General features: G+C 47.9%; 19 protein-coding genes and 1 tRNA gene. 17 read left to right on the top strand and 3 right to left on the bottom strand.

Annotated elements, in window-relative coordinates; all coding sequences use genetic code 11:
• Window positions 1-196: 196 nt before the first annotated feature.
• The 14 genes from F7D20_RS05065 (at window position 197) to F7D20_RS05000 (ending at window position 18,746) form a co-directional block, all read left to right on the top strand.
• Window positions 197-5,788 carry a glycoside hydrolase family 88 protein gene (locus F7D20_RS05065; protein ID WP_158463108.1) on the top strand — a complete coding sequence of 1,864 codons (5,592 nt, stop codon included), beginning with the start codon at window positions 197-199 and terminating at the stop codon, window positions 5,786-5,788.
• A 14-nt stretch (window positions 5,789-5,802) separates the two neighbouring features.
• Window positions 5,803-6,018 (top strand): hypothetical protein, encoded by a 216-nt coding sequence (locus F7D20_RS05060; RefSeq protein WP_158463107.1) that lies wholly within the window; start codon window positions 5,803-5,805, stop codon window positions 6,016-6,018.
• A gap of 131 nt (window positions 6,019-6,149) precedes the next feature.
• Window positions 6,150-8,720 (top strand): endonuclease MutS2, encoded by a 2,571-nt coding sequence (locus F7D20_RS05055; protein WP_158463106.1) that lies wholly within the window; start codon window positions 6,150-6,152, stop codon window positions 8,718-8,720.
• A gap of 204 nt (window positions 8,721-8,924) precedes the next feature.
• A tRNA-Thr gene (locus F7D20_RS05050) sits at window positions 8,925-8,998 on the top strand.
• A gap of 147 nt (window positions 8,999-9,145) precedes the next feature.
• Window positions 9,146-9,700 (top strand): DUF4199 domain-containing protein, encoded by a 555-nt coding sequence (locus F7D20_RS05045; RefSeq protein ID WP_158463105.1) that lies wholly within the window; start codon window positions 9,146-9,148, stop codon window positions 9,698-9,700.
• A gap of 12 nt (window positions 9,701-9,712) precedes the next feature.
• The gene (locus F7D20_RS05040; RefSeq protein WP_022251330.1) at window positions 9,713-10,684 is read left to right on the top strand and encodes a glycosyltransferase family 2 protein; all 972 of its coding nucleotides are present in this window, start codon (window positions 9,713-9,715) and stop codon (window positions 10,682-10,684) included.
• A complete protein-coding gene (locus F7D20_RS05035; protein WP_194253496.1) occupies window positions 10,672-11,151 on the top strand; it encodes a DUF6452 family protein in 480 nt (159 codons plus the stop codon). Before F7D20_RS05040 ends, F7D20_RS05035 begins: the two co-directional genes overlap by 13 nt.
• The gene (locus F7D20_RS05030; protein WP_228114107.1) at window positions 11,102-11,806 is read left to right on the top strand and encodes a DUF6048 family protein; all 705 of its coding nucleotides are present in this window, start codon (window positions 11,102-11,104) and stop codon (window positions 11,804-11,806) included. Before F7D20_RS05035 ends, F7D20_RS05030 begins: the two co-directional genes overlap by 50 nt.
• A 72-nt stretch (window positions 11,807-11,878) precedes the next feature.
• A complete protein-coding gene (locus F7D20_RS05025) occupies window positions 11,879-12,907 on the top strand; it encodes an FAD:protein FMN transferase (protein ID WP_158463104.1) in 1,029 nt (342 codons plus the stop codon).
• Window positions 12,908-13,123: 216 nt separating this feature from the next.
• Window positions 13,124-13,804: a Crp/Fnr family transcriptional regulator gene (locus F7D20_RS05020; RefSeq protein WP_158463103.1), complete on the top strand. Its 681-nt coding sequence runs from the start codon at window positions 13,124-13,126 to the stop codon at window positions 13,802-13,804.
• Window positions 13,805-13,891: 87 nt separating this feature from the next.
• Entirely contained in the window at window positions 13,892-15,982 is a 2,091-nt protein-coding gene (locus F7D20_RS05015; RefSeq protein ID WP_158463102.1) for a M3 family metallopeptidase, read from the top strand.
• A 10-nt stretch (window positions 15,983-15,992) separates the two neighbouring features.
• Entirely contained in the window at window positions 15,993-16,454 is a 462-nt protein-coding gene (locus tag F7D20_RS05010) for a deoxycytidylate deaminase (protein ID WP_022251336.1), read from the top strand.
• Between the two features lie 12 nt (window positions 16,455-16,466).
• Window positions 16,467-18,197, top strand: a complete 1,731-nt coding sequence (locus F7D20_RS05005; protein ID WP_158463101.1) for a S41 family peptidase — start codon at window positions 16,467-16,469, stop codon at window positions 18,195-18,197.
• A 12-nt stretch (window positions 18,198-18,209) separates the two neighbouring features.
• A complete protein-coding gene (locus F7D20_RS05000; RefSeq protein WP_158463100.1) occupies window positions 18,210-18,746 on the top strand; it encodes a 5-formyltetrahydrofolate cyclo-ligase in 537 nt (178 codons plus the stop codon).
• Here F7D20_RS05000 and F7D20_RS04995 read toward each other — a convergent pair.
• Both F7D20_RS04995 and recF read right to left on the bottom strand, forming a co-directional pair.
• On the bottom strand, window positions 18,686-19,030 hold the full coding sequence (locus F7D20_RS04995) for a DUF721 domain-containing protein (RefSeq protein ID WP_022251339.1): 345 nt from the start codon (window positions 19,028-19,030) through the stop codon (window positions 18,686-18,688). The genes F7D20_RS05000 and F7D20_RS04995 overlap by 61 nt on opposite strands.
• A 26-nt stretch (window positions 19,031-19,056) precedes the next feature.
• Window positions 19,057-20,166, bottom strand: a complete 1,110-nt coding sequence (gene recF / locus F7D20_RS04990; protein ID WP_158463099.1) for a DNA replication/repair protein RecF — start codon at window positions 20,164-20,166, stop codon at window positions 19,057-19,059.
• A 181-nt stretch (window positions 20,167-20,347) separates the two neighbouring features.
• Between recF and F7D20_RS04985 the strand changes: the two genes are divergently transcribed.
• Genes F7D20_RS04985 through F7D20_RS04975 form a run of 3 tightly spaced genes read left to right on the top strand, consistent with a single transcriptional unit; the run spans window position 20,348 to window position 21,935 of the window.
• Window positions 20,348-21,046, top strand: coding sequence for a tetratricopeptide repeat protein (locus tag F7D20_RS04985; protein WP_158463098.1), 699 nt, complete (start codon window positions 20,348-20,350; stop codon window positions 21,044-21,046).
• A gap of 2 nt (window positions 21,047-21,048) precedes the next feature.
• Window positions 21,049-21,525, top strand: coding sequence for a 6,7-dimethyl-8-ribityllumazine synthase (gene ribH, locus F7D20_RS04980; RefSeq protein WP_022251342.1), 477 nt, complete (start codon window positions 21,049-21,051; stop codon window positions 21,523-21,525).
• Window positions 21,526-21,551: 26 nt separating this feature from the next.
• A complete protein-coding gene (locus F7D20_RS04975) occupies window positions 21,552-21,935 on the top strand; it encodes a hypothetical protein (RefSeq protein ID WP_022251343.1) in 384 nt (127 codons plus the stop codon).
• 35 nt (window positions 21,936-21,970) lie between these two features.
• Here F7D20_RS04975 and F7D20_RS04970 read toward each other — a convergent pair whose 3' ends face one another.
• Entirely contained in the window at window positions 21,971-22,564 is a 594-nt protein-coding gene (locus F7D20_RS04970; protein WP_228114106.1) for a DUF4738 domain-containing protein, read from the bottom strand.
• Between the last annotated feature and the right edge of the window lie 464 nt (window positions 22,565-23,028).

Here is a 23,028-nt window from a genome sequence, read left to right as displayed (position 1 = left end):
ATATTTGTGAGACTACCAACTTTTTTATGAACTATTCTTATCCCGAACTGGGGTAACATTTAATCCTGCTGTCCGCTATTCGCAGTGGGCGATTAATTCAAGACTTTATGATTTCCGTGGCAATCAAAAAACTTATGGCTTTAAGAAATGGAATTCAAGAACAGGGTCATTAGAAGAGTATGCCAACAAAACGAACATGAAATTGGATTATGTCGCTGGTCTTGTTGGCAAAGCCACTCTTGAAACTTCTGATTATTATGTGGATTTCGATTGGGCAGAACCTTGGTTTAAATCCGCACAGGCCTATGCTACGGACTATAACTATTCCGCACAAGATCAAGACAAGATGACCCTTGACAATATGAATGCTGCAAAAATGGCATTTCATATTATCAATAATAGCAAATGGGGCGAGGATGCTGCAAAAACTACTGCAAAGAATGCTATAAAAGCTATTATCACTGATTTAAAATATTATAACGAGAACTATGTTATCGGTGGTACTAAATCTAATGTCAAAGAAGCTACAGCCAACGATGTTCAAAAGAAAATGTTGGGTGGTTGGTTCCACAAAAACAATTATGTAGACCAAGTATGGTGTGATGGAATGTATATGGGACCTGCCCTTCTTGCACAATTGATAAATTATAAAAACGCAACCAATAATGTTTCAAACGATGATTGGAGTCTATTGACAAAACAGTTTTCTATCACATGGGAACAGTTGCGTGATTCCAAGACTGGTCTTTTATATCATGGAATGACAGCAACGCCTACTATCACAGATTGGTCTAAAGATGCAACTCCTACTTCTTTTCATTCAGGAGCATTCTGGGGTAGAGCCAATGCTTGGTATATGCTTGCTTTAGTCGATGTCCTTGAGGTTATGCCACCAAGCAATACTAATTATTCTGTTCTGAAAGGCTATCTTGAAAAACTTGCAGAAAGCATAGCATCTTACCAAAACGAAGATGGAACATGGTATCAAGTCTTGGACCAAAAAGACAATGCACTTGAGGGGAACTACGAAGAGTCATCATGTTCTGCACTTTTCACTGCTGCATACTTGAAAGCCTTACGCTTGAATTTACTTGAAAGCAGCAAATATGAGACTATGGCAAAGAAAGCATACGTTGCCTTAGTAAATAAGTTTATGGCGTATGACAAGGATGACAACAACAAAATCCAAATTTTGGGAAGTTGTTGTTCGGCTGGATTAGGAACTAACAATAAAAAATTACGTGATGGCTCACGCAGTTATTACATTAACGGTGATGACGCAAAGGCTGTAACCGGTGAAAATACTGACTATTATTATACCGAGGGTAAGGTTCTCGGTGGCTTCATCATGGCTGCAACTGAGTACGAGCGTGCTTACCAGAATCAGGACAGCAAGCAGATTCTGTTTGCCAAGGACTTGGCTCCAAACTATAACTTCACTACTACTGCAGAACCCCTCGATGCAACTGCTTATGGAAGTGGTGATGTCACTTATCAGTGGTATAAGGATGGTAGTGCAATCGCAGATGCCACATCTGCTACTTATACTCCAAGAGAAAGTGGAAGTTATTACTGCATAGCTACATCTGCTACTAATAGCAGAAGTGCTGATGGTAATACTATCCAGACAAGTACTACAACTGTTACTACTGCCAATACAGATAATGGTGGTAGTGATAATGGTGATAATGTAGGAACATCCGATATTTTGTCTGTAACAGTAGTTGCAGGTAAAAAGCTGAATATTGCATCTACAACGAGCAAAGAATTAACAACTGACTTTATAACAATTAAAGGTGGTACAGCTACGCTTTATAATGGTAAGACTTCTGCTGCTGATATGATTACTAATACAGATGGAATCAAACTGAATGGCAGTAACGCTTCATATATGAAGATTACCCTCGAAAAGCCACTTGCTAAGGGCGACGTAATCACAGCAACAAGTTCTACTTCATTGTATCTGACAAAAGATGCTACAAGAGCAACGAACATCGATCTTAATAGTAATCCTTATACGATTCCAGAAGGAAGCAATCTGATTGGTGCTAAAGAGTTTTATCTTTGGAACGGTAAATTTAAAGCCATCAAGATTACCCGTGCCAGCACACAGATAGCTCTTACTGCATCCTTCTCTCCTGCAACAATATCTGCAACAGTAGGCGATGCTGCAAAAGAACTTCCTACCCTGACTGTCAAGGCTGGCGAGAACACTTTGACTGCAAGCAGCGACTATACCGTAACCTATGCTTCTGATAATAATGCAGTAGCAAAGGTAGAGAACGGTAAGGTAAGCTTTGTTGGTGAAGGCGAAACAAACATCGTTGCCACCATCAAGCCTACAGATGCAAACAAGTATAAAGAGACTTCTGCTAAATTCACAGTCAATGTACAGAAGAAGCAAACTCCAGTTACCCCAACCGAAGACGAGGTCATCTACAACTGGAAAACCATCGGTAGCCAGAAGGAGAACATCGCTATTACAGAAGGAACAAAGAATATTAATGGAACTTCTACGCCATGTATTAACTTCGGTAGCAACTATAACGCCAGCAGATATACCTATATGTCTATCAAGGGCAAGGATAATGGAGGCTTTAAGGCAGGCGATATTATTACTATCACAGGCCTTTATACTGGTACTAAAACAACAGGTATTGGTATGGAAATCCATACTACAAGAGATGGCAAAGCTGTCTTTAGTACACCTTATTATAGTAAGGAACTTCAGACTTATACCTATACACTTACTGAAGACTGTGACTCACTCTTCTTCGGTCGCTATGGTGGAGCTACTCCTAATGTAACCGAACTGAAGGTAGTTCGTCCTGCAGCTTCGACAAAGCAGCGTCTTTCTGCCAACTTCGATACCAATAATATCAAGGTGGTAACAGGTACTCAGTCCATTACACTTCCTAACCTCACCGTTAAGGCAGGTTCTACAGAACTTACTGCAAGCGATTACTCTGTAAGCTATGAGTCTGATGCAAACGAGATTGCAACCTTGAATGGTACTCAGGTGAACTTCAATGCAGGAAAGACCGGACTGGTTACTATTACGGCAAAGGTAACTCCTAAGGATGCAACAAAATACGAGGGAACCGAAGCTTACTATCAGATTCTCATCCAAGATCCAACTCCTCTGAACATTTCAGTAACTGATATTGATATGAATACCACAGATGCTGAAATCAAAGAGCCAGTTGTGAAAGTTTATGGCGAAAATGATCAGCTGTTGAAGTTGGGTACTGACTATACTTTGTCATATTCGGTTAATGGTGGTCCTGTATCATTCCCTGACGGTAAACTGACTGTAGCAGGAAACAAATACAATTGGACCGAAGGTGTTTCTACCATCACTGTGACTGCAACACCAACAGAAAGTTTGAGCAAGAAGTATAAGAAAGGAAGCGTTGACTTTACCTATGCTGTCACCAAGGGCTTGATTACACCAAAGTTCCTGAATGTTTTTAGTGGTGCAAATATCAAGTTGGCTGTAAAGTCTGGTGATAAGAACAATTTCAATACCTTCACTGTGCCTCTGATTTATGATGGAGAAGATGTTAGTAGCTATTTCGACTATACTTACAAAATAACATCTACTTCACCTGCAAACATTCAGAGTGTGAATGGTAATGTGCTGACTTACTATCCTAAGAATGCAGGAACTTACACAGTCAATGTGAGCGCAACCGTTAAAAAGAACGAAAAAGATCCTACGTTGGACTATACTGATGTGTATGCAGCTCCTTCCAGCATCACATTCACTCTTGATGTAAATGCAAACTATATCCGTCCTGTAGTGAAACTCAATCCTGTCAGTGTCAACATGTACACAGGAACAAGAGAAGATGCTCCTGATGTTACGATCACAGATTATAATACAGGCAAGGTCATCGACGCGAGTACCTATAAAGTTTCTTGGACAACCTTTACTCCGGGTATCTGTAAGGTAGATGCCAATGGCAACATTGAAGCAGTAAGTGAAGGTGATGGTAAGATTCGTGTCACCATTAAGGGTGACAAGATGGAGAGTACTACAGCCTTCGTGACAGTCTATGTTGACGACCCTGCCTTGTATCGCGTCAAGTCAAATGGCGAGTCCTATGGCAACCAAGCCACAATGTGGAACCAGGCCAAGACCTTGTCTGTAACACTCGGAGGATGGATGTTCCCTAACGACGGAACACCAGACACTAAGATTCTTGATCAGAAAAAGAAAGATCCTGAAAAGCTATCCAACAGCTATCAGTGGGATACAACATCATCTAAAGCCAAGTGGAAGTTGACAGGATTCGACTACTATGTATCAGGAAACAATAGTAAGAATGCTCGTCAGGAGAACGGCTCCAATGCCATGCCTGAGACAACTACCATCGGAAGTGCTGACTTCAAAACATACACAACCGAGGTTAAGGATCCGATGTTCAATGTTCCTTGCTCTGGTTCATTCTTGGTGTTTAATCCTAAGACCAACGGTAAGGTAACAGCACACATCTTCCAGAATGGTGCATTCGATGCTAAGACAACAAAAAAGAAAGATGGTACTGTAATTAAAGAATATCAGTACAGACCTCAGCGTCGTGTATTCATAATGGATGAAGCTGGCAACTTCGTAACTTCGACTGCCCACATCGAATCTACCAATGGTAAGCCTACTGGCGGAGTATATGATTTGACTCAATACAAGTGGGACTTGAACGGAGGCAAAGCCCCAAAGGAAGCAGAAGTAGCCAGCCATTTTGATGGCCTTGAAAGCTTCGTGATGACACAGGATGGTTTCAAAAACAACGTTTATCCAAGTGCGCTTTCAGACGATATCATGCCTAACAACAAGGCTATCGCAAACCATCCAGATGACAAGAGTGCTCATGGATGGTGCGTATTGGCTGATTCACCTGTCACCTATACCTTTAATGTAAAGGCTGGTAAGACCTACTATCTCTACAACTTCGGTTCGAAGATTGGCTTCTATGGCTTCTCATTCGATGAGGGTGAAACAAAACCAACGGAGGTTACTTTCAACGACGACCAGACCAATAATATCAAGACAACAGATATGGCAAAGGTAACTGTCAACCGCAGCATGAAGAAGGATGTTTGGACAACTTGTGTTCTTCCTTTCAGTCTCAACAAGCATCAGGTAGATGCCATCTTTGGTAATACATACAGCATTGGCAATGAGAATGGTACCCAGATCCTCTACTTCGACCGTGTAGAAGGCAATAAGGTTTACTTTGTGCGTCATGCTTACAATACCATCGTGGCAGGTAAGCCATTCCTTATCAAGCCAAGCAAGGATGTAAAGAGCATCAGCACCGCTGCTTTAACTGACTATCCTTACGTAACTATCGAGGCAACCAAAAACGAAAATGGTAAACCTGACGATTGGTGTTCTGGCAATGGCTATGCATGGGCTTCAAGCTATAGCAACGATATGATCGTAAAGGCAGGCGATGGCTTCATCAGTAATCAGGATGGTACATTCAAGAACTTCGTCGGCGAGAGAGGTACACTGAATGGCTTCCGTGGTTATCTGAAGCGTCTTCCCACCCAAGCTGATGCCAAACCTATGATGCTACAGGTGGTAAGCAGCAGCAACGTAGATGGCAACAATGGTGAAACTACAGGTATCGAAGATTTGATCATTGATGCTGACGGACAGCTGATGCCAGCCAATGGAAAGGTTTACAACATCAACGGACAGTTGGTTAGCGAAGATGCCAACAGCTTCCTGTCGCTGCCAAGTGGCATCTATATTATTAATGGTAAGAAGTATATCAAATAAAAACATTTGAAGCAATGAATAAAAAAGTATATATACAGCCACAGATATTTTACATTCCGTTACAGACAGAAAGTTTGCTGCAAACCTTTTCAAAGACTGTAAATACAGATAATACAGGTGGAGGTGGCGAAGGTGTTACCACTGACAAAGACAATCTAACAGGCGGAAAGGATCTATTGAACTCCAAGGAGCACTTTAACGACTTTGACTCCTGGGATTCCTGGGATTAAGAACTACCAATAATAGAAACAAGAACAACGAGGGAGCAACCTATATAGGGTTCGCTCCCTTGTTTTTTGCAGTTGAAATTTGGGTAACATTCAAAAAATTCGTAACTTTGCCGCCTGAAAATAAGAACAACATGACATATCCAGATAATTTTGAACAAAAGATAGGATTCAACGAGATTCGAAACCTGTTGCGTGAGCGATGCCTCTCCACCCTGGGCAAGGAACAGGTGGAGAAGATGCACTTCAGCTCTGATGCCGACGAGGTGAACGAATGGCTTTTGCAGACCCGAGAGTTTCGCAGACTCATGGAGGAAGTGGAAGACTTCCCCCTGCAATACTTCTACGATGTAAGAGAGTCGATTGTACGCATCCGCGTGGAGAACACCCACCTGGAGGAAGACGAGCTCTTCGACCTTCGCCGCTCACTGAGCACCATCGACGGTATCGTAAAGATACTCAACCACAGCGATGACGACGAGGCCGAACAAGAAGACGGTTGGCGCAGAGAGAAGAAATATCCCTACCCTGCACTGCATCGCCTGTCGGCTGACGTCATGTCTTTCCCACAACTGGTACAACGCATCGACCAGATACTCGACAAGTTTGGCAAGATACGCGACAACGCTACCCCCGAGTTGCTGCAGATACGCCGAGAGTTAGCAAAGACCGAGGGCAGCATCTCTCGCACACTGTACGGCATACTGCGAGCAGCACAGAGCGAGGGAGTGGTAGAGAAAGATGTCACCCCTACCCTGCGCGACGGACGACTCGTCATCCCTGTCATCCCTACCCTGAAACGTAAGATCAAGGGTATCGTGCACGACGAGAGTGCCACGGGACGAACGGTATTCATAGAGCCTACCGAGGTGGTGGAAGCCAACAACCGCGTGAGAGAGCTTGAGGGCGAGGAACGCAAGGAGATCATACGCATCCTCACCGACTTCACCAACAAGGTGCGACCCTTCTTGCGCGAGATATTGGACAGCTACCGATTCCTTGCCATCATCGACCTGATACAGGCCAAGGCAAAGCTTGCAGAGACCCAGCAAGCCATAGAGCCTGAGGTGGAAGCCCACCCACACGTAGACTGGACCAGAGCCATTCACCCCCTGCTCCGACTCTCGTTGGAGAAGAAAGGCGAGAAGGTGGTGCCACTCGACATCATGCTGACACAAGAGAAGCGCATCCTCATCATCTCAGGTCCTAACGCCGGAGGAAAGTCGGTATGTCTGAAGACCGTAGGACTGCTGCAATACATGCTGCAGTGTGGACTGAGCATCCCCGTAAGCGAGCGTTCGAAGACGGGCGTGTTCCAAAACATCATGATCGACATAGGCGATGAACAGAGTCTGGAGAACGACCTGAGTACCTACTCCTCGCATCTGCTCAACATGAAGAATATGATGAAGGCTGCCAATGGCGACACCATTATCCTCATCGATGAGTTTGGTACAGGCACCGAGCCTGGCATCGGCGGAGCTATCGCCGAGGCTGTGCTCGACCGCTTCTGCCAGCAAGGCGCCTATGGAGTCATCACCACACACTATCAGAACCTGAAGCATTTTGCCGACAGTCATGAGGGTGTAGCCAACGGTGCCATGCTCTACGACCGCCACGAGATGAAAGCCCTCTTCCAGTTGGCTATAGGCAGACCCGGTTCTTCCTTCGCCATCGAGATAGCTCGCAAGATAGGACTCCCCGAGGAGGTTATCAAGGAGGCCAGCGACATCGTAGGCTCCGAATACATACAGAGCGACAAGTATCTGCAGGACATCGTTCGCGATAAGCGCTACTGGGAGAACAAGCGACAGAGCATACACCAGCGCGAGAAGGATATGGAAAAGACTATCTCGCGATACGAGAGCGACATCGAGGATATAGAGCGGAGCCGCAAACAGATACTCGCCAAAGCCAAACAACAGGCAGAGGAACTGCTGAAGGAGAGCAACAAAAAGATAGAGAACGCCATACGCGAGATACGCGAGAAGCAGGCTGAGAAGGAGGAGACCAAGCGCATACGTCAGGAGCTGGACGCCTTCAAGGAAGAGATGCAGGACATCGACACCAAGGAGAACGACGACAAGATAGCCCGCAAGATAGCACAGATACAGCAACGCAAGGAACGACATGCCAAGCGAAAGGCCGAAAAAACTCAGAACCAAGAGAAGGCTGCGGCGGCACTGCGCAGTGCTGTCAACAAGACGCAGCAGGAAAACCGTCCTCTATCAGTAGGCGACACCGTGCGCATCAAGGGACTCTCCACCATAGGAACCATAGAGAGCATAGCGGGCGATATGGCTACTGCTGTCTTTGGAGGTATGCGTACCAAGATGCGCCTCAACCGTCTGGAACATGCTGTCGCCACCACCGAGACCGACAAGACAGAACAACGCAAGGAGAACTTAGGCTCGTATGGCATCAGTACCGAGACACGCAACACGATAGACAAGCACAAGACCAATTTCCACCAAGACCTCGACATCAGAGGTATGCGTGGCGATGAGGCGCTCAATGCCGTGCAGTATTTCATCGACGATGCCATCCTTGTGGGAATGCCCCGTGTGCGCATCCTCCACGGCAAAGGCAACGGAATCCTGCGACAGCTCATCCGTCAGTATCTGAGCAGTGTGCCCAATGTCACCCACTTTGCCGATGAGCATGTGCAGTTTGGCGGAGCAGGAATCACGGTTGTGGACTTTTAGCAGACCTTTTCCTTAACAGAAGTTAATAAAAGAAACATTTCTCGGGAAATATTTGGCAGGTTCAAAGGAAAGCAGTACTTTTGCACCCGCTTAAACGCAGAGACGGACAAGTCTCATACGACCAGCTCCCTCGGAATCCCCCAGGATGGGAACATAGCAAGGGTACTTGGTTGTAGCGGTGCGATATGAATCGCTTGTCCACCCGCCTCTTTAGCTCAGTTGGCCAGAGCACGTGATTTGTAATCTCGGGGTCGTTGGTTCGAATCCGACAAGAGGCTCAAAAAAAAGAGAACTTCTGTAGATGAAGTTCTCTTTTTTTTGTTTCCTACAGGTCTGTTTCTCCAAAAATATATAAAATTATCGCAGCATTGAACACTATATGCTAAAAATTGCTTACCTTTGCACGATAATACATAAATAAGACAATGATTAATGTACAGAATTTAGTTCAGACAAGGGCTTTCGCCCGCCAGGACGGAGCCATCTTAGGACTTGTATGGATAGTTAGTTTCGCATTCACCATGCTGGCAGTAAAGCCCGACCAGTCGTTCTTGGGACTGATAGGCAACCTGCTGTTGATCAGCACTCCCTTTGTAGTAGGCAAACGCCTGAAGAGTTTCCGCGACTATGCCTTGGAGGGCACTATCTCTTTCCGCCGCGGCACCTTCTACTGTATGCAGACATTCTTCAATGCCACCCTGCTGCTCACCGTGGTACAGTACTTGTGGTTCTCGTTCATGGACATGGGTCCTTTCATGGCCTTATTGGAGAGCACCTACCAGCCCGTGATGCAGGAAGTGTACCATCTGTCGGAGGCAGAGGCAAAGGCCACCATCGACACCATCCTCTCGATGAAGCCACTGGCATGGGCTTCCATGTTTATGATTACCGACCTCATCGTGGGTGTGGTACTCAGCCCTGTCATCGCAGCCATCATGGCACAACGCGTAAGTATCAAGAACATCAATAACCAACAATAACACACCAAACAAATGGACATATCCGTTATCGTACCCCTATACAACGAGGAAGAATCGCTGCCCGAGCTCTTTGCCTGGATCAAGCGAGTGATGGAAGCCAACCACTTCAGCTACGAAGTCATCTTTGTCAACGACGGCTCTACAGACCACTCATGGCAAGTAATAGAACACTTGGCAGAGGAGGCCGACCAGGTGAAAGGCATCAAGTTCCGTCGCAATTACGGCAAGAGCCCTGCCCTGTACTGTGGATTCAAAGAGGCACAGGGAGATGTGGTCATCACCATGGATGCCGACCTGCAGGACTCTCCCGACGAGATACCTGAGCTCTACCGCATGATTACCCAGGAAGGCTACGACCTGGTATCGGGCTACAAACAGAACCGCAAGGAGGGCGACCCTCTGTCAAAGACCATTCCTACCAAGCTCTTCAATGCCACAGCACGCAAGGTGAGCGGCATACACAACCTGCACGACTTCAACTGCGGACTGAAGGCTTACCGCCGCGACGTGGTGAAGAACATCGAGGTGTATGGCGAGATGCACCGCTACATCCCCTATCTGGCAAAGAATGCCGGTTTCGACAAGATAGGCGAAAAGCCTGTGCATCATCAGGCCCGCAAGTTCGGCAAGTCGAAGTTCATGGGCTGGAACCGTTTTGTCAACGGCTATCTGGATCTGATGACCCTCTGGTTCCTAAGCAACTTCGGCAAGAAACCTATGCACGTGTTCGGATTCTTGGGCAGCGTGGTGTTCTTCATCGGTTTCCTGTCACTGGTATGCCTCGGCATCGACAAGAGCATCGACCTCTATCATGGCGTGTATGGACACCTCATCACCGACTCGCCCTACTTCTTTATCGCCCTGACAGCCATGCTCTTAGGCAGCCAGCTGTTCCTGGCAGGATTCTTAGGCGACCTGTTGAGCCGACAGAACCCCAATCGTAACGACTATCAAATAGAAAAAGAGATAAGATGCGGAAAATAATCCCCATACTCATGATGGCCCTTGGGCTGATGGCAGCTTGCAGTACGCTCGACTGTCCGCTCAACAACACCGTGTACACCAAGTACAGGCTGGCAGGCAACATAACAACCCTGACCGACACACTCACCATCTCGACCAACCGTATCGAGGGAACCGACAGTGTGCTGATCAACAAGGACGTGAATGTGGACAGTTTCATACTGCCCATGAGCTACTCGCTGTTGGAAGACAGCCTCTTCTTTGAGACTCGCAACGCAGACAACCGACTGCTGCGCGACACCGTAACGGTGCAGAAGACCAACACACCACACTTTGAGTCGGTAGACTGCAAGCCATCCTTTTTTCATACCATCACCGGCGTGAAGACTACGCACAACAGCATAGACTCCATCGTCATCAACTGTAAAGAAGTAACTTATGATGAAACGAAGCCACACTTCTATATTTACTTTGGTCATCGCGATTAGCGCACTGATGCTGCTGATGCCCACACAGGCGACACATGCCCAGGGATCATCAGGCAAGAAGATAGCCGCCACCAACAAGGACACCATCCCACTGTTGAGAAACGTGGCGGTAAGCGCAGACCTGGTTGGCCCCATTCAACTCATGGTAAGCGACTATGGTCAGTATGAGGCGGCACTGCGTGTCAACCTCAAGGACAAGTATTTCCCTGTAGTAGAAATAGGTATAGGAAAAGCTGACGGCACAGACGAAAGCACCCAGATCAACTACAAGACAACGGCACCCTACGGACGAATAGGCTGCGACTTCAACCTGTTGCGCAACAAGCACGACATCTATCGCCTGTATGGCGGTGTGAGATACGCCCTTACCTATTTCAAATACGACCTCAAAGGTCCGGATATCCAGGACCCTATATGGGGCGGTACGACTCCCTACGAGGTCAACGGTGTGAAGTGCAACTACCACTGGGCTGAGTTTGTCTTCGGTGTGGATGCCAAGATATGGGGCCCTGTAAGAATGGGATGGAGCCTGAGATACAAGCGCAGGCTCTTCCATGACGACGGCGACTATGGCAACACCTGGTATGTGCCCGGCTTTGGCAAGCAGGGAGGCTCACGCTTTGGAGGAACTTTCAACGTAAGTTTCGAGCTGTAAGCCCGCTGCGGCAAGAAAGCCACATCACTCTCACCCCACATTTACATCAACCATCACCCCTATCCCATCAATATGAACAAGAAAAAGCTCATCTGGCAAATTCCCTTCCTGCTACTCCTCGTCATCGGCACGGTCATCATCCTGAAGCAGGGACAGGAAAACATCAACTATCAGCACGACGAGGGTTTCATCTTCGGAACCGTCTACCACATCACTTATCATAGCGACACCAATCTGAAGAAAGAGATAGAGGCTGAGCTGAAGAAGGTGGACGAGTCGCTCTCGCCATTCAACAAGACTTCCATTATCTCGAAGGTGAACCGCAACGAGAACCCGGTAGTCAACTCGATGTTTACAGAGGTTTTCCTCTTGGCAGAGGACATCTCCAACGAGACCCACGGAGCCTTCGACATTACCGTTGCCCCACTGGTCAACGAATGGGGATTCGGTTTCAAGAAAGGTGTGGAACCCAACAAGAAGGTCATCGACGACCTGAGAAAGATAGTAGGCTACCAGAAGGTGAAGCTCACCTCCGACAATCACATACAGAAACAGGATCCGCGCATCATGCTCGACTGCTCTGCCATAGCCAAGGGATACGGTTGTGACGTAGTGGCACGACTGTTGAGCAAGAAAGGCATCAACGACTATATGATAGAGATAGGAGGCGAGATAGTCACCAAGGGTATCAATCAGAAACAGCAACCTTGGCGCATCGGCGTGAACAAACCTACCGAAGACTCGCTGAACACCAACCAGGAACTGCAGACGGTGCTCAATGTCACGGATATAGCCATGGCAACCAGCGGCAACTATCGCAACTTCTACTATAAGAACGGCAAGAAGTATGCCCATACCATCGACCCCAAGACTGGCTACCCCGTTCAGCACAGTCTGCTGTCTGCCACAGTCTTGGCAAAAAACTGTGCCACGGCAGACGCCTACGCCACCTCTTTCATGGTGATGGGGCTCGAAAAAGCCAAAGAGATACTGAGACAGCATTCAGAACTCATGGCTTACCTCATCTATACCAATGATGATGGCAAGACCGAGGTATGGTACTCGCCATCACTCAAGGAGAAGATATTAGGAGATTCTTAAGGAGTTTTTTTGAGGAGTTAAGAAGTTAAGGAGTTAAAGGAGTTAAAGGAGTTAAGACAACAGCCTTTGTGGACTCAACATTAAACATTGAACATCGAGCATTGAACATCGAAGATCGAACATTTCCTCAAGACTATTGTCTTAACTCCTCAGCGACCGAAGGGAGCGATAACTCCTTAACTCCTTTAACTCCTTGAAATCAACCAAAAAAGCGCTATGCCCGAAAACCGCATATACAACAGCCTGTTGGCTCTGCCCCTCTTCTTGGGAATGAGCCGCAACGACTTGCAGCAAGCTGCAGGGCAGACACGCTTTGACTTCAGAAAAGCAAGTAAGGGAGAGACGATTGTAGCTGAAGGCGAACTATGCACACACCTGTACTTCCTGCTCGACGGCGAGGTGATGGTAAAGACCGAGTCTGCCGACCACAGCTACAGCATCGACGAGAAGATACAGGCACCCGAGACCTTCCAGTCGGAACGCATCTTCGGTCTGTACCCATACTTCACTCATACCTATACAGCCCTGCACGACTGCAGCCTGCTATGTATTGCCAAGCAAGACGTCATGAAGCTGGCAACCCTCTTCGACATATTCCGCATCAACCTGCTCAACCTGATATCCACACAGAGTCAGAAGCACAGCCTCCGTACCCTGCAGACGCCACCCAAGAGTTTAGAGGAACGCATCACACGCTTCTTCGAGGCAAACTGTGTCAGCCCTACAGGCGAGAAGACAATCCACATCAAGATGAGGCGCATAGCCGAAGAGGTGAACGACAGCAGACTGAATGTCTCCAGAGCCCTCAACCGTTTGCAAAGCCAAGGACTTATCCAACTTTTCAGAGAGCGCATCCACATCCAGGCACTCGAAAAACTTACCAACAGCAAGGGTTGAGATAAAAGTATGTTAAATAATATGATACAAGAAGATTATAACACCTTTTTTTACTAACTTTGCACAAAAATAAAACACTAAGTTAGTATGCTTCAAGAAAATAAGACAGAGAATCGTATCAATCCCTTTTTCGTACCTTACAACACCCCTCACGACACCGTACCCTTCGACCGTATCAGGCTGGAAGATTACGAAGAGGCCTTCATGGAAGGTATACGCCGTGACGATGAGGCCACCGACAAGATCGTCAACGATCCCGAAGAACCTACCTTCGAGAACACCCTGGCACGCGTGGATACCGAGAAAGGCGAGCACTACTACGACTTGCTCAGCAGGGTTTCCAATGTTTTCTCATGCATGATGAGCGCAGAGACCTGCGACGAGCTGGAAGCCTTGGCACAGAAGATGAGCCCCATCCTTACCAAGCATGCCAACGATATCACCCTGAACAAGAAACTCTTCGAACGCATCAAGTTCGTACACGACCATCCCAACCGCGAGTTGAATGCCGAGGAACAGATGTTGCTCGATACAAGCTATGATGGTTTTGTACGCAGCGGTGCCCTGCTCGATGAGGAAGGCAAGGAGAAGTTGCGCCAGCTCACCGAGGAGGCAAGCATGCTCACCCTGCAGTTCTCGCAGAACCTGCTCAAGGAAAACAAAGCCTTCCAGCTGCATATCACCGACAAGGCTCAACTCGACGGACTGCCCGAGACTGCCATTGCTGCAGCCGAGCAGAATGCCAAGGATCAGGAGAAGGAAGGATGGATCTTCACCCTCGACTTCCCTGTCTTCTCTCCCTTCATGACTTACTCTACACAGCGCGAGCTCCGCAAGCAGATGTACATGGCCCGCAATACCGAGTGCATACACGACAACGATGCCAACAACCTCGAGATATGCAAGCGACTCATCAACCTGAGACGCGAGCTGGCACAGCTGCTGGGCTTCGACACCTATGCCGACTACGTGCTCAAGCACCGCATGGCAAGCAATATCGACAATGTGTACAAACTGCTGAACGACCTGATAGACGCCTACAAGCCTACCGCCGAGAAGGAGGTTGCCGAGATAACAGCCTTAGCAAAACGCATTGAAGGAGATGACTTCGTGATGGAACCCTGGGACATGAGCTTCTACTCGCACAAGCTGCAGATGGAGAAATACAACCTCGACGCCGAGATGCTGCGCCCCTACCTGCAACTCGACAAGGTGATTGACGGCGTGTTCGGTCTGGCAGGAAAACTCTATGGTATCACCTTCAAGGAGAACAAGGAGATACCCGTATACCATCCCGACGTGAAAGCATACGAGGTATTCGACAAGGACGGCAGCTATCTGGCTGTGTTCTATGCCGATTTCTTCCCACGCAAGGGCAAACAGGGAGGTGCATGGATGACAGAATTCCAGGGACAGTGGATAGACCATAAAGGGCAGAACATACGTCCACATGTCAGCGTGGTGATGAACTTCACCAAACCTACAGCCGAGAAGCCAGCCCTGCTGACCCTTGGCGAGGTAGAGACCTTCCTGCATGAGTTCGGGCACAGCCTGCACGGTATGTTTGCCAACACAAGATTCGAAAGTCTGTCGGGAACCAATGTATGGTGGGACTTTGTGGAACTGCCATCACAGTTCATGGAGAACTATGCGGTGGAAAAAGACTTCCTCCGCACCTTTGCCTTCCACTATCAGACAGGCGAGCCTCTGCCCGACGACCTGATAGAGCGCATCGTGAAGAGCCGCAACTTCATGGCTGCCTACGGATGTCTGCGACAGGTGAGCTTCGGACTGCTCGACATGGCTTACTACACCAAGAAGGAAGCTTTCGACGACGACATCATCCCATTCGAGAAGAAAGCCTGGGCAAAGGCCATGGTCACACCACAGTTGCCCAATACCTGTATGACCGTACAGTTCTCGCACATCATGGCAGGAGGCTATGCTGCCGGTTACTACAGCTACAAATGGGCAGAGGTGCTCGACGCCGATGCCTTCAGCGTGTTCAAGAAGAACGGTATCTTCGACCAGCAGACAGCACAGAGCTTCAGAGACAACATCCTCTCAAAGGGTGGTACCGAGCATCCGATGACACTCTACAAGCGATTCCGCGGACAAGAGCCTACCATCGATGCCCTGCTGGAGCGCAACGAGATAAAGAAAAATATAGAATCATAACAACAGAAACATGGAAGAGCAACTTTCCAAACAAGAGAAACTCGACCTGCGCTACTTGCGCATGGCACGCATCTGGGCAGAAAACAGTTACTGCAAACGCCGACAGGTGGGTGCACTCGTAGTCAAGGACAAGATGATTATCAGCGATGGCTACAACGGCACACCCAGTGGGTTTGAGAACGTATGCGAGGAAGACGGCGTGACCAAGCCCTACGTGCTGCATGCCGAGGCCAATGCCATCACCAAGCTGGCACGAAGCAGCAACAACAGCGACGGAAGTACACTCTATGTCACGGCTTCGCCATGTATCGAGTGTGCCAAACTCATCATCCAGGCGGGAATCAAGCGCGTGGTATATGCCGAGAAATACCGACTCAATGACGGCATCGAACTCATGGAGCGAGCTGGCATCAAGGTAGTATATCTCAACCCCGACGACGCTTCGCAGGAAGAAGCCGAACCAAGAACATAAGACAATAAATATATGAACATCAATAAGAAAAAGACCAACCGTTTCATGCCCATCATCATGGCTGTATGCGTGGTGATAGGTATTATGATCGGCTCGTTCTTCTCGAACCATTTCTCAGGAAACAGGCTCAATATCATCAACAGCGGTAGCAACAGGCTCAACAACCTGCTGCACATCATCGACGACCAGTATGTGGATGCGGTGAATATCGACTCTTTGGTAGACAAGGCGATACCGCTCATCCTCTCTGAGCTGGACCCACACTCCGTTTACATCAGTGCCAAGGATGTGGCTGCTGCCACCGACGACCTGAAAGGATCATTCTGCGGTGTGGGCATCGAGTTTGTAATCAGAGATGACACCATACACGTGCAGAATGTGATACAGAACGGACCTGCCGAGAAGGCCGGCCTGTTGGCTGGCGACAAGATTGTGGCGGTAGACGGCAAGCCTTTCGTAGGCAAGATCGTCACCAACGAGGAAGCCATGCACAGACTCAAGGGACAGAAAGACACCAAGGTAAAGATTGGTGTGGTGCGCTACGGCAGCAAGAAGGTACAGACCTTCACCGTGACCCGAGGCGAGATACCTACCAAGAGCATCACGGCAACCTATATGCTCGACGACAAGACCGGATACATACGCATCAAGAACTTCGGCGAGAATACCTATCCAGAGATGCTCATCGCCCTGGCAAAGCTCTCGCAAGAGGGATTCAAGAACCTGTGTATCGACCTTCGCGACAACAGTGGCGGATACCTGACAGCAGCCATCAACATGGCCAACGAGTTCCTGCCCGACAAGAAACTCATCGTCTACACACAGGGACGCAAGTCGCCACGACAGGATTTCCGCAGCGATGGCAAGGGATCCTATCAGCACATACCGCTCGTCGTACTTATCAACGAAGGCTCAGCATCGGCTGCCGAAATCTTTGCAGGAGCCATGCAGGACAATGACCGTGCCACCATCATAGGCCGACGTTCTTTCGGAAAGGGACTGGTACAGCAACAGATAGAATTCCCCGACCACAGCATGATAAGACTCACCATTGCACGCTACTACACCCCATCGGGTCGATGCATACAGAAACCTTACACCCTGGGTGACGACAAGGACTATGAGCAAGACCTGCTCAACCGCTATGAGCATGGCGAGTTCTTCTCGCAAGACAGCATCAAGCATACGGGTCCGGCCTATCACACGGGATTGGGACGTACCGTATATGGCGGAGGCGGCATCACTCCCGACATCTTCGTACCCGAGGATACTTTGGGAATGACATCCTACTTCAAGCAGGCAAGCATGAGCGGACTCATCCTGCAGTTCGCCTTCTCCTATACCGACGACAACCGTCCTAAGCTGAACAACTTCAAGGAGATGATGGAGCTGGCCGACTATCTGGACAAGCAGAACATGGTAGACAAGTTTGCCACCTATGCCGACAAGCACGGTCTGCAGCGCCGCAACCTGCTCATCCGCAAGTCGCACAAACTGTTGGAACGCTACATCAACAGCCGCGTGATCTACAACATGCTCAACGACCAGGCTTGGAACCAATACATCAACCAGGACGATCCTGTTATCTACAAAACGATGGAGGTGTTTCAAAAGAACGAGGCTTTCCCCAAGAAGCCCGTTCCTGCCACCAAGCCAGTTTACAAAAAGAAGCAGAAGGTAGCTATGGCAAATGTGCCCTACAACTACCGTTCGTTGCACAGAAGCCCATCCCGCTTGGCATAAGAAGGCAGAAAAATGAATAAGAAAGAACTCAGAAATATCATCAGAGAGAGAAAGCGACAGTTCTCCGGGCAACAGCTCGAAGAGCTGTCGCTTCTTGTTTTAGACCGGCTGCGCAGAAACATCCGGCTGCAGCAAGTCCGCAGCATACTACTATACTACTCGCTTCCCGATGAGGTGAACACCCATCAGTTTATCGACGAACTGGTCAATCAGGGAAAACAGGTATTCCTGCCCGTTGTCGTAGACGGAGAAAACATGGAGATAAGAGAATATACAGGCTCGAAAGACTTAAGACAAGGTAGTTTCCACATCATGGAACCTGTAGGCAGACTGCTGCCGGAAGATGAATACGGGAAGATAGAAGCAGGCATCATCCCGGGCATGAGTTTCGATAAGTCGGGGCATCGCTTGGGCAGAGGCAAAGGCTACTACGACCGTATGCTCTGCAAGATGCCCCATCTATATAAAATAGGTATATGCTTCGACTTTCAGAAGACGGAGACCGTGCCCACCGAAGCCACCGATATCAAGATGGATGCTATCGTATAGAACTTGATATCAGAAATGACAAAAGCCTTCGCTGCCTCGTTAAGCCGCTTGACCAACAGACTGCGACTCAGCGAGAGGTCGGCACGCAAGGCCGGACTGAGTATCTTGACAAAGAGCGTCTGGTTCTTGATAAACTTGTCGCCAGTGTACTTGGCTACAGGCTCACCCACCACCTGATCCCAGGAAGCAAGAAGACGCTTCTGCTGCAGCGGGGTCTCCAGTCCCTCGCGCCTCAATATCTCGGGCAACAATTCTGATAAGGAACGTACTTTTCGTCTGAACATATTTCTTTGCTTTGCAGGTTTTTCTACTATTCTTCGTGAAGCAAGTCTATGTTTCCACCTTCTACATGGAATATCTTGTAATTGCCGTCACTCTCGTGCAGGATGCGGTCGAGATGGTCGCGGTTGGTATCGGTGATGAATATCTGTCCAAAATTGGTTCCCGATACCAAGTCGACAATCGCCTCTACCCTTTGGGCATCCAACTTGTCGAAGATATCGTCGAGCAGCAAGAGGGGCGTGGTACTCGATACCGTGCGTCGCAGGAAATCAAACTGGGCTAACTTGAGAGCCAAGACAAAGGTCTTGTTCTGTCCCTGACTTCCCTCTCGCTTCATCTGGAAATCACCTATCAGCATCTCCAGGTCGTCACGATGCACACCATGAAGCGAATAGCCTACAGCCCTATCCTTGAAGCGGTCGCGCTGTATGACATCAAGGAGCGGACCGCGCTGACAATGAGAGACATAACGCAGGCTCACCACCTCACGGTCGCCAGAGATATGACGATAGATCTGCTGAAACAGAGGAATCAATTCCTTGACGAAAGCCTCACGCTTCTGAAAGAGCAGCTCACCATTGCGAGCCATCTCCTGTTCCCATATCTCCATCAGCGTCACATCAGGTTCCTCCTCCATCTTGAGCAGAGCATTACGCTGTTGCAAAGCCTTGTTGTAGTTGGCCAATGCCTCAATATAGGAAGGGTCGTACTGCGAGATGACCACATCCATCAGGCGGCGTCGCTCCTCGCTTCCACCCTCAATGAGTACCGTATCAGAAGGAGAGACAAAGATGAGCGGTATCAATCCGATATGTTGTGACAGTCGCTTGTACTCCTTCTTGTTGCGCTTGAAGTGCTTCTTCGTTCCACGCTTCATACCGCAGAAAATATTCTCGACATTCTCTCGCTCATCAAGATAGTTGCCCTCTATCACCATGAAGTTCTCATCGTGCGCAATAACCTGCGAATCGATAGGATTGTAGGCACTGCGACAAAACGAAAGATAGTAAATGGCATCCAGGAAATTGGTCTTGCCCACACCGTTATGACCGATGAGACAATTGATCTTGGGCGACAATTCCAAATTGGCAGCCTTGATGTTCTTGTAATTAATTATCGAGATATTCTGTAAAATCATACGTATTATGCCACTATTGAACTGCAAAGTTAGCAGAAAAAGCGCAAAAAACGAAAAAAGTAGGCTATAAATTTCAATATGTGGATAAATTTACGTATTTTTGCAACCTAAAGTGTAGTGGCCATTGAGCAAGGCACACTAAGAACAAGAAGGAAAAAATAATAAAAAACAAAAAATAAAAATGGCAAACAAAACAGAACAGGTTCTCGAAGCAACAGAGAACATCAACAACCGCGAGGCTTTCTTCATGAAATACAAGAAAGCCATCCTTATCGCAGTGGCAGCAATCATTGTTGTTATTGCAGGTGTATTCCTCTACATTTCACAGATTTCTGGTCCTCGTGAGGAAAAGGCAAGCACAGCGCTCAGCAAGGGTCAGACCTACTTCAACAACGAGATGTTCGAGCAGGCTGTCAATGGCGACGGTGCCGGCTTCGTAGGTTTCGCTAAGTTGGCTGACGAGTATAGCGGTACCAAGGCTGGTAACCTGGCCAACCTCTATGCAGGTCTTTGCTACGCCAACCTCGGCAAATGGGCAGAAGCTCAGAAGAGCCTCGACGCTTTCTCTACAGAAGACGACCAGATGATCAGCCCTGCTTCACAGGCTGCTCTCGGCGACGCATACGCTCACCTCAACCAGCTCGACAAGGCTGTTGACGCTTTCAAGAAGGCTGCCGACATGGCAGACAGCAAGGCTGAGGACGATGCCAACAACAGCCTCTCTCCTATCTTCCTTATCAAGGCCGGCGAGGTGTTGGAAAGCCAGGGCAAAAAGGACGAGGCCCTGAAGATCTATCAGGACATCAAGAAAAAGTATGTGAACTCTATGCTCGTTCAGAGTGCAGAGATCGACAAGTACATCGAAAGAGCTTCTAACTAATTATGGCTACAGCACTTCATAATTTGTCAGAATACGACTTCACCAAGGTACCCGATGCCAGCAATATGTGCTTTGGCATCGTGGTAGCTGAGTGGAACCCTGAGATAACAGGCGCTTTGCTGAAAGGTGCCGTCGACACCCTGAAAAAGCATGGCACCCTGCCTGAGAACATTCACGTGAAAACCGTACCTGGAAGCTTTGAGCTGATATACGGAGCACGACAGATGGTTCTTAACCAGGGCTACGATGCTGTCATCGTCTTAGGAAGCGTCATCCGTGGCGAGACTCCTCACTTCGACTACATCTGTCAGGGCGTTACCTATGGCATTGCCCGCCTCAATGCCTCACAGGAAATTCCGGTCATCTATGGTCTGCTGACCACCAACGACCTGCAACAGGCCAAAGACAGAAGTGGTGGCAAGCTGGGCAACAAGGGCGACGAGTGCGCCATTGACGCCATCAAGATGGCTAAGTTCTAATAAGCAAACATAACCATAGAACAAGGATGAAACTTTATCAACTCTTACAGTCGTTCGACTTTGAGGAACTCTTTCCTACTGTCAGCACGATGTTCCCTAACGCCAATCTGCATCGCGACGTCTTTCAGAAAGCATTCGACATGCTGTGCAGCATCCAGCCTGTGATGAGCAAGAAGACCATTCGCTACGAACTGATGGAGGATCCTAACTCGAGCAACAGTATGATTGTGGGAGCCGACGACAGTTGTTTCAACACCACTTGGGATGCTTGCTTGGGCAAGGAAGTAAGAAAAGGAAAGGGTGCTGACCTGAACGATGAGGAATTGGCAGCCAACTGTCTGCTCAACGTCCTCTTCATCGGTAAACACCCACAATGCTTTGAAAAAGACTTCAAAAAACTATTGAAGTAAGTGATGCTTTATAAATAGTCACTAAATTTTATACATCATACCCCATCATCAGCCTCGTCCTCAACAGACGAGGCTTTTTCGTCTTCATCACCTGCTGTGTCCAACTGGCTGTCCTTGGCTATACTGACAGCGCCCATCCGGTTGACAGTGATTACAAGAGGTACATACTCATCACTGGTGACATCGGGAGAACCCACACTGCCTGCAAAATGCAGCACGTCGCCCTTCACCTCAACAAAAACAATACCCAACAAGGCACCCGTCTTCTTGGTTTCGGCATCAAGATAACCCGTAAAATCGCTTTTCTGGAAAGTGCGGCTGAAGAACTCTGTTCCGTCCTCCCGCAACACCTTGATCGTAATCTTGTTGTCGTAGTACTTGGTATGATCCTCACTCTCCACCAAAGGCAGACTGTGATCAGACTCTCGTTTCATCACTACACGATAAGTCTTGCCGAGCCAGGTGATGCCGCGCGACTGCTCATAACTGCTCAGCTCCTGTGTCTTCTTAGTTTTTGGAGCAACTGGCTTAGGGGCTATGATGACATTGCTCTTTTTCTTCTCGCCGCATGACGAGAGACAGGCGGCACCCAGAACCGCTATCACGAGCATGGAAATTGTTTTCTTCATTGTTGTTTTGTTTTGATATTCATTTGAGTGAAGGTCTAAATCTGCATCATTAATAAATCTAATCCACAGAATGAAGACCTAATTATCTGCAAAGTTAAGAAAAAAATATAAGAACACAAAAAAAGCATCCCCTTTTCACAAAGAGAATGCTCTTACTACCTAAATACTAACTAATAAATCCTATTGAACTTTTCTCACACGATATAATAAAAGTTCAGTTTATGAATTCTAATCAGTAATAAGACCCTGCAAAACACAAAAGGTTTAATCGCAGATGAGAAAAAAGCACCTTTTTTAACCGTCTTTAACAAAAAGAATTATCCATGCATGTAACTACACAGCACGCCCTGAAAGGGCAGAAGCTCTTAGCCCAGGGCAACGCCCTGGGTTATTATGTTCGCAAACTTGTCGCCCTGTTTTACTCTAATTGAGCAAGCTTTGAGCGTATTTTTTAACGTTAATTA

The sequence above is a fragment of the Segatella copri genome (genome assembly GCF_009495355.1).
In the GTDB taxonomy this organism is placed as follows: Bacteria; Bacteroidota; Bacteroidia; order Bacteroidales; family Bacteroidaceae; genus Prevotella.
Note: the sequence above shows the minus strand (reverse complement) of the source record. Positions and strands in the feature narration are given on the sequence as shown.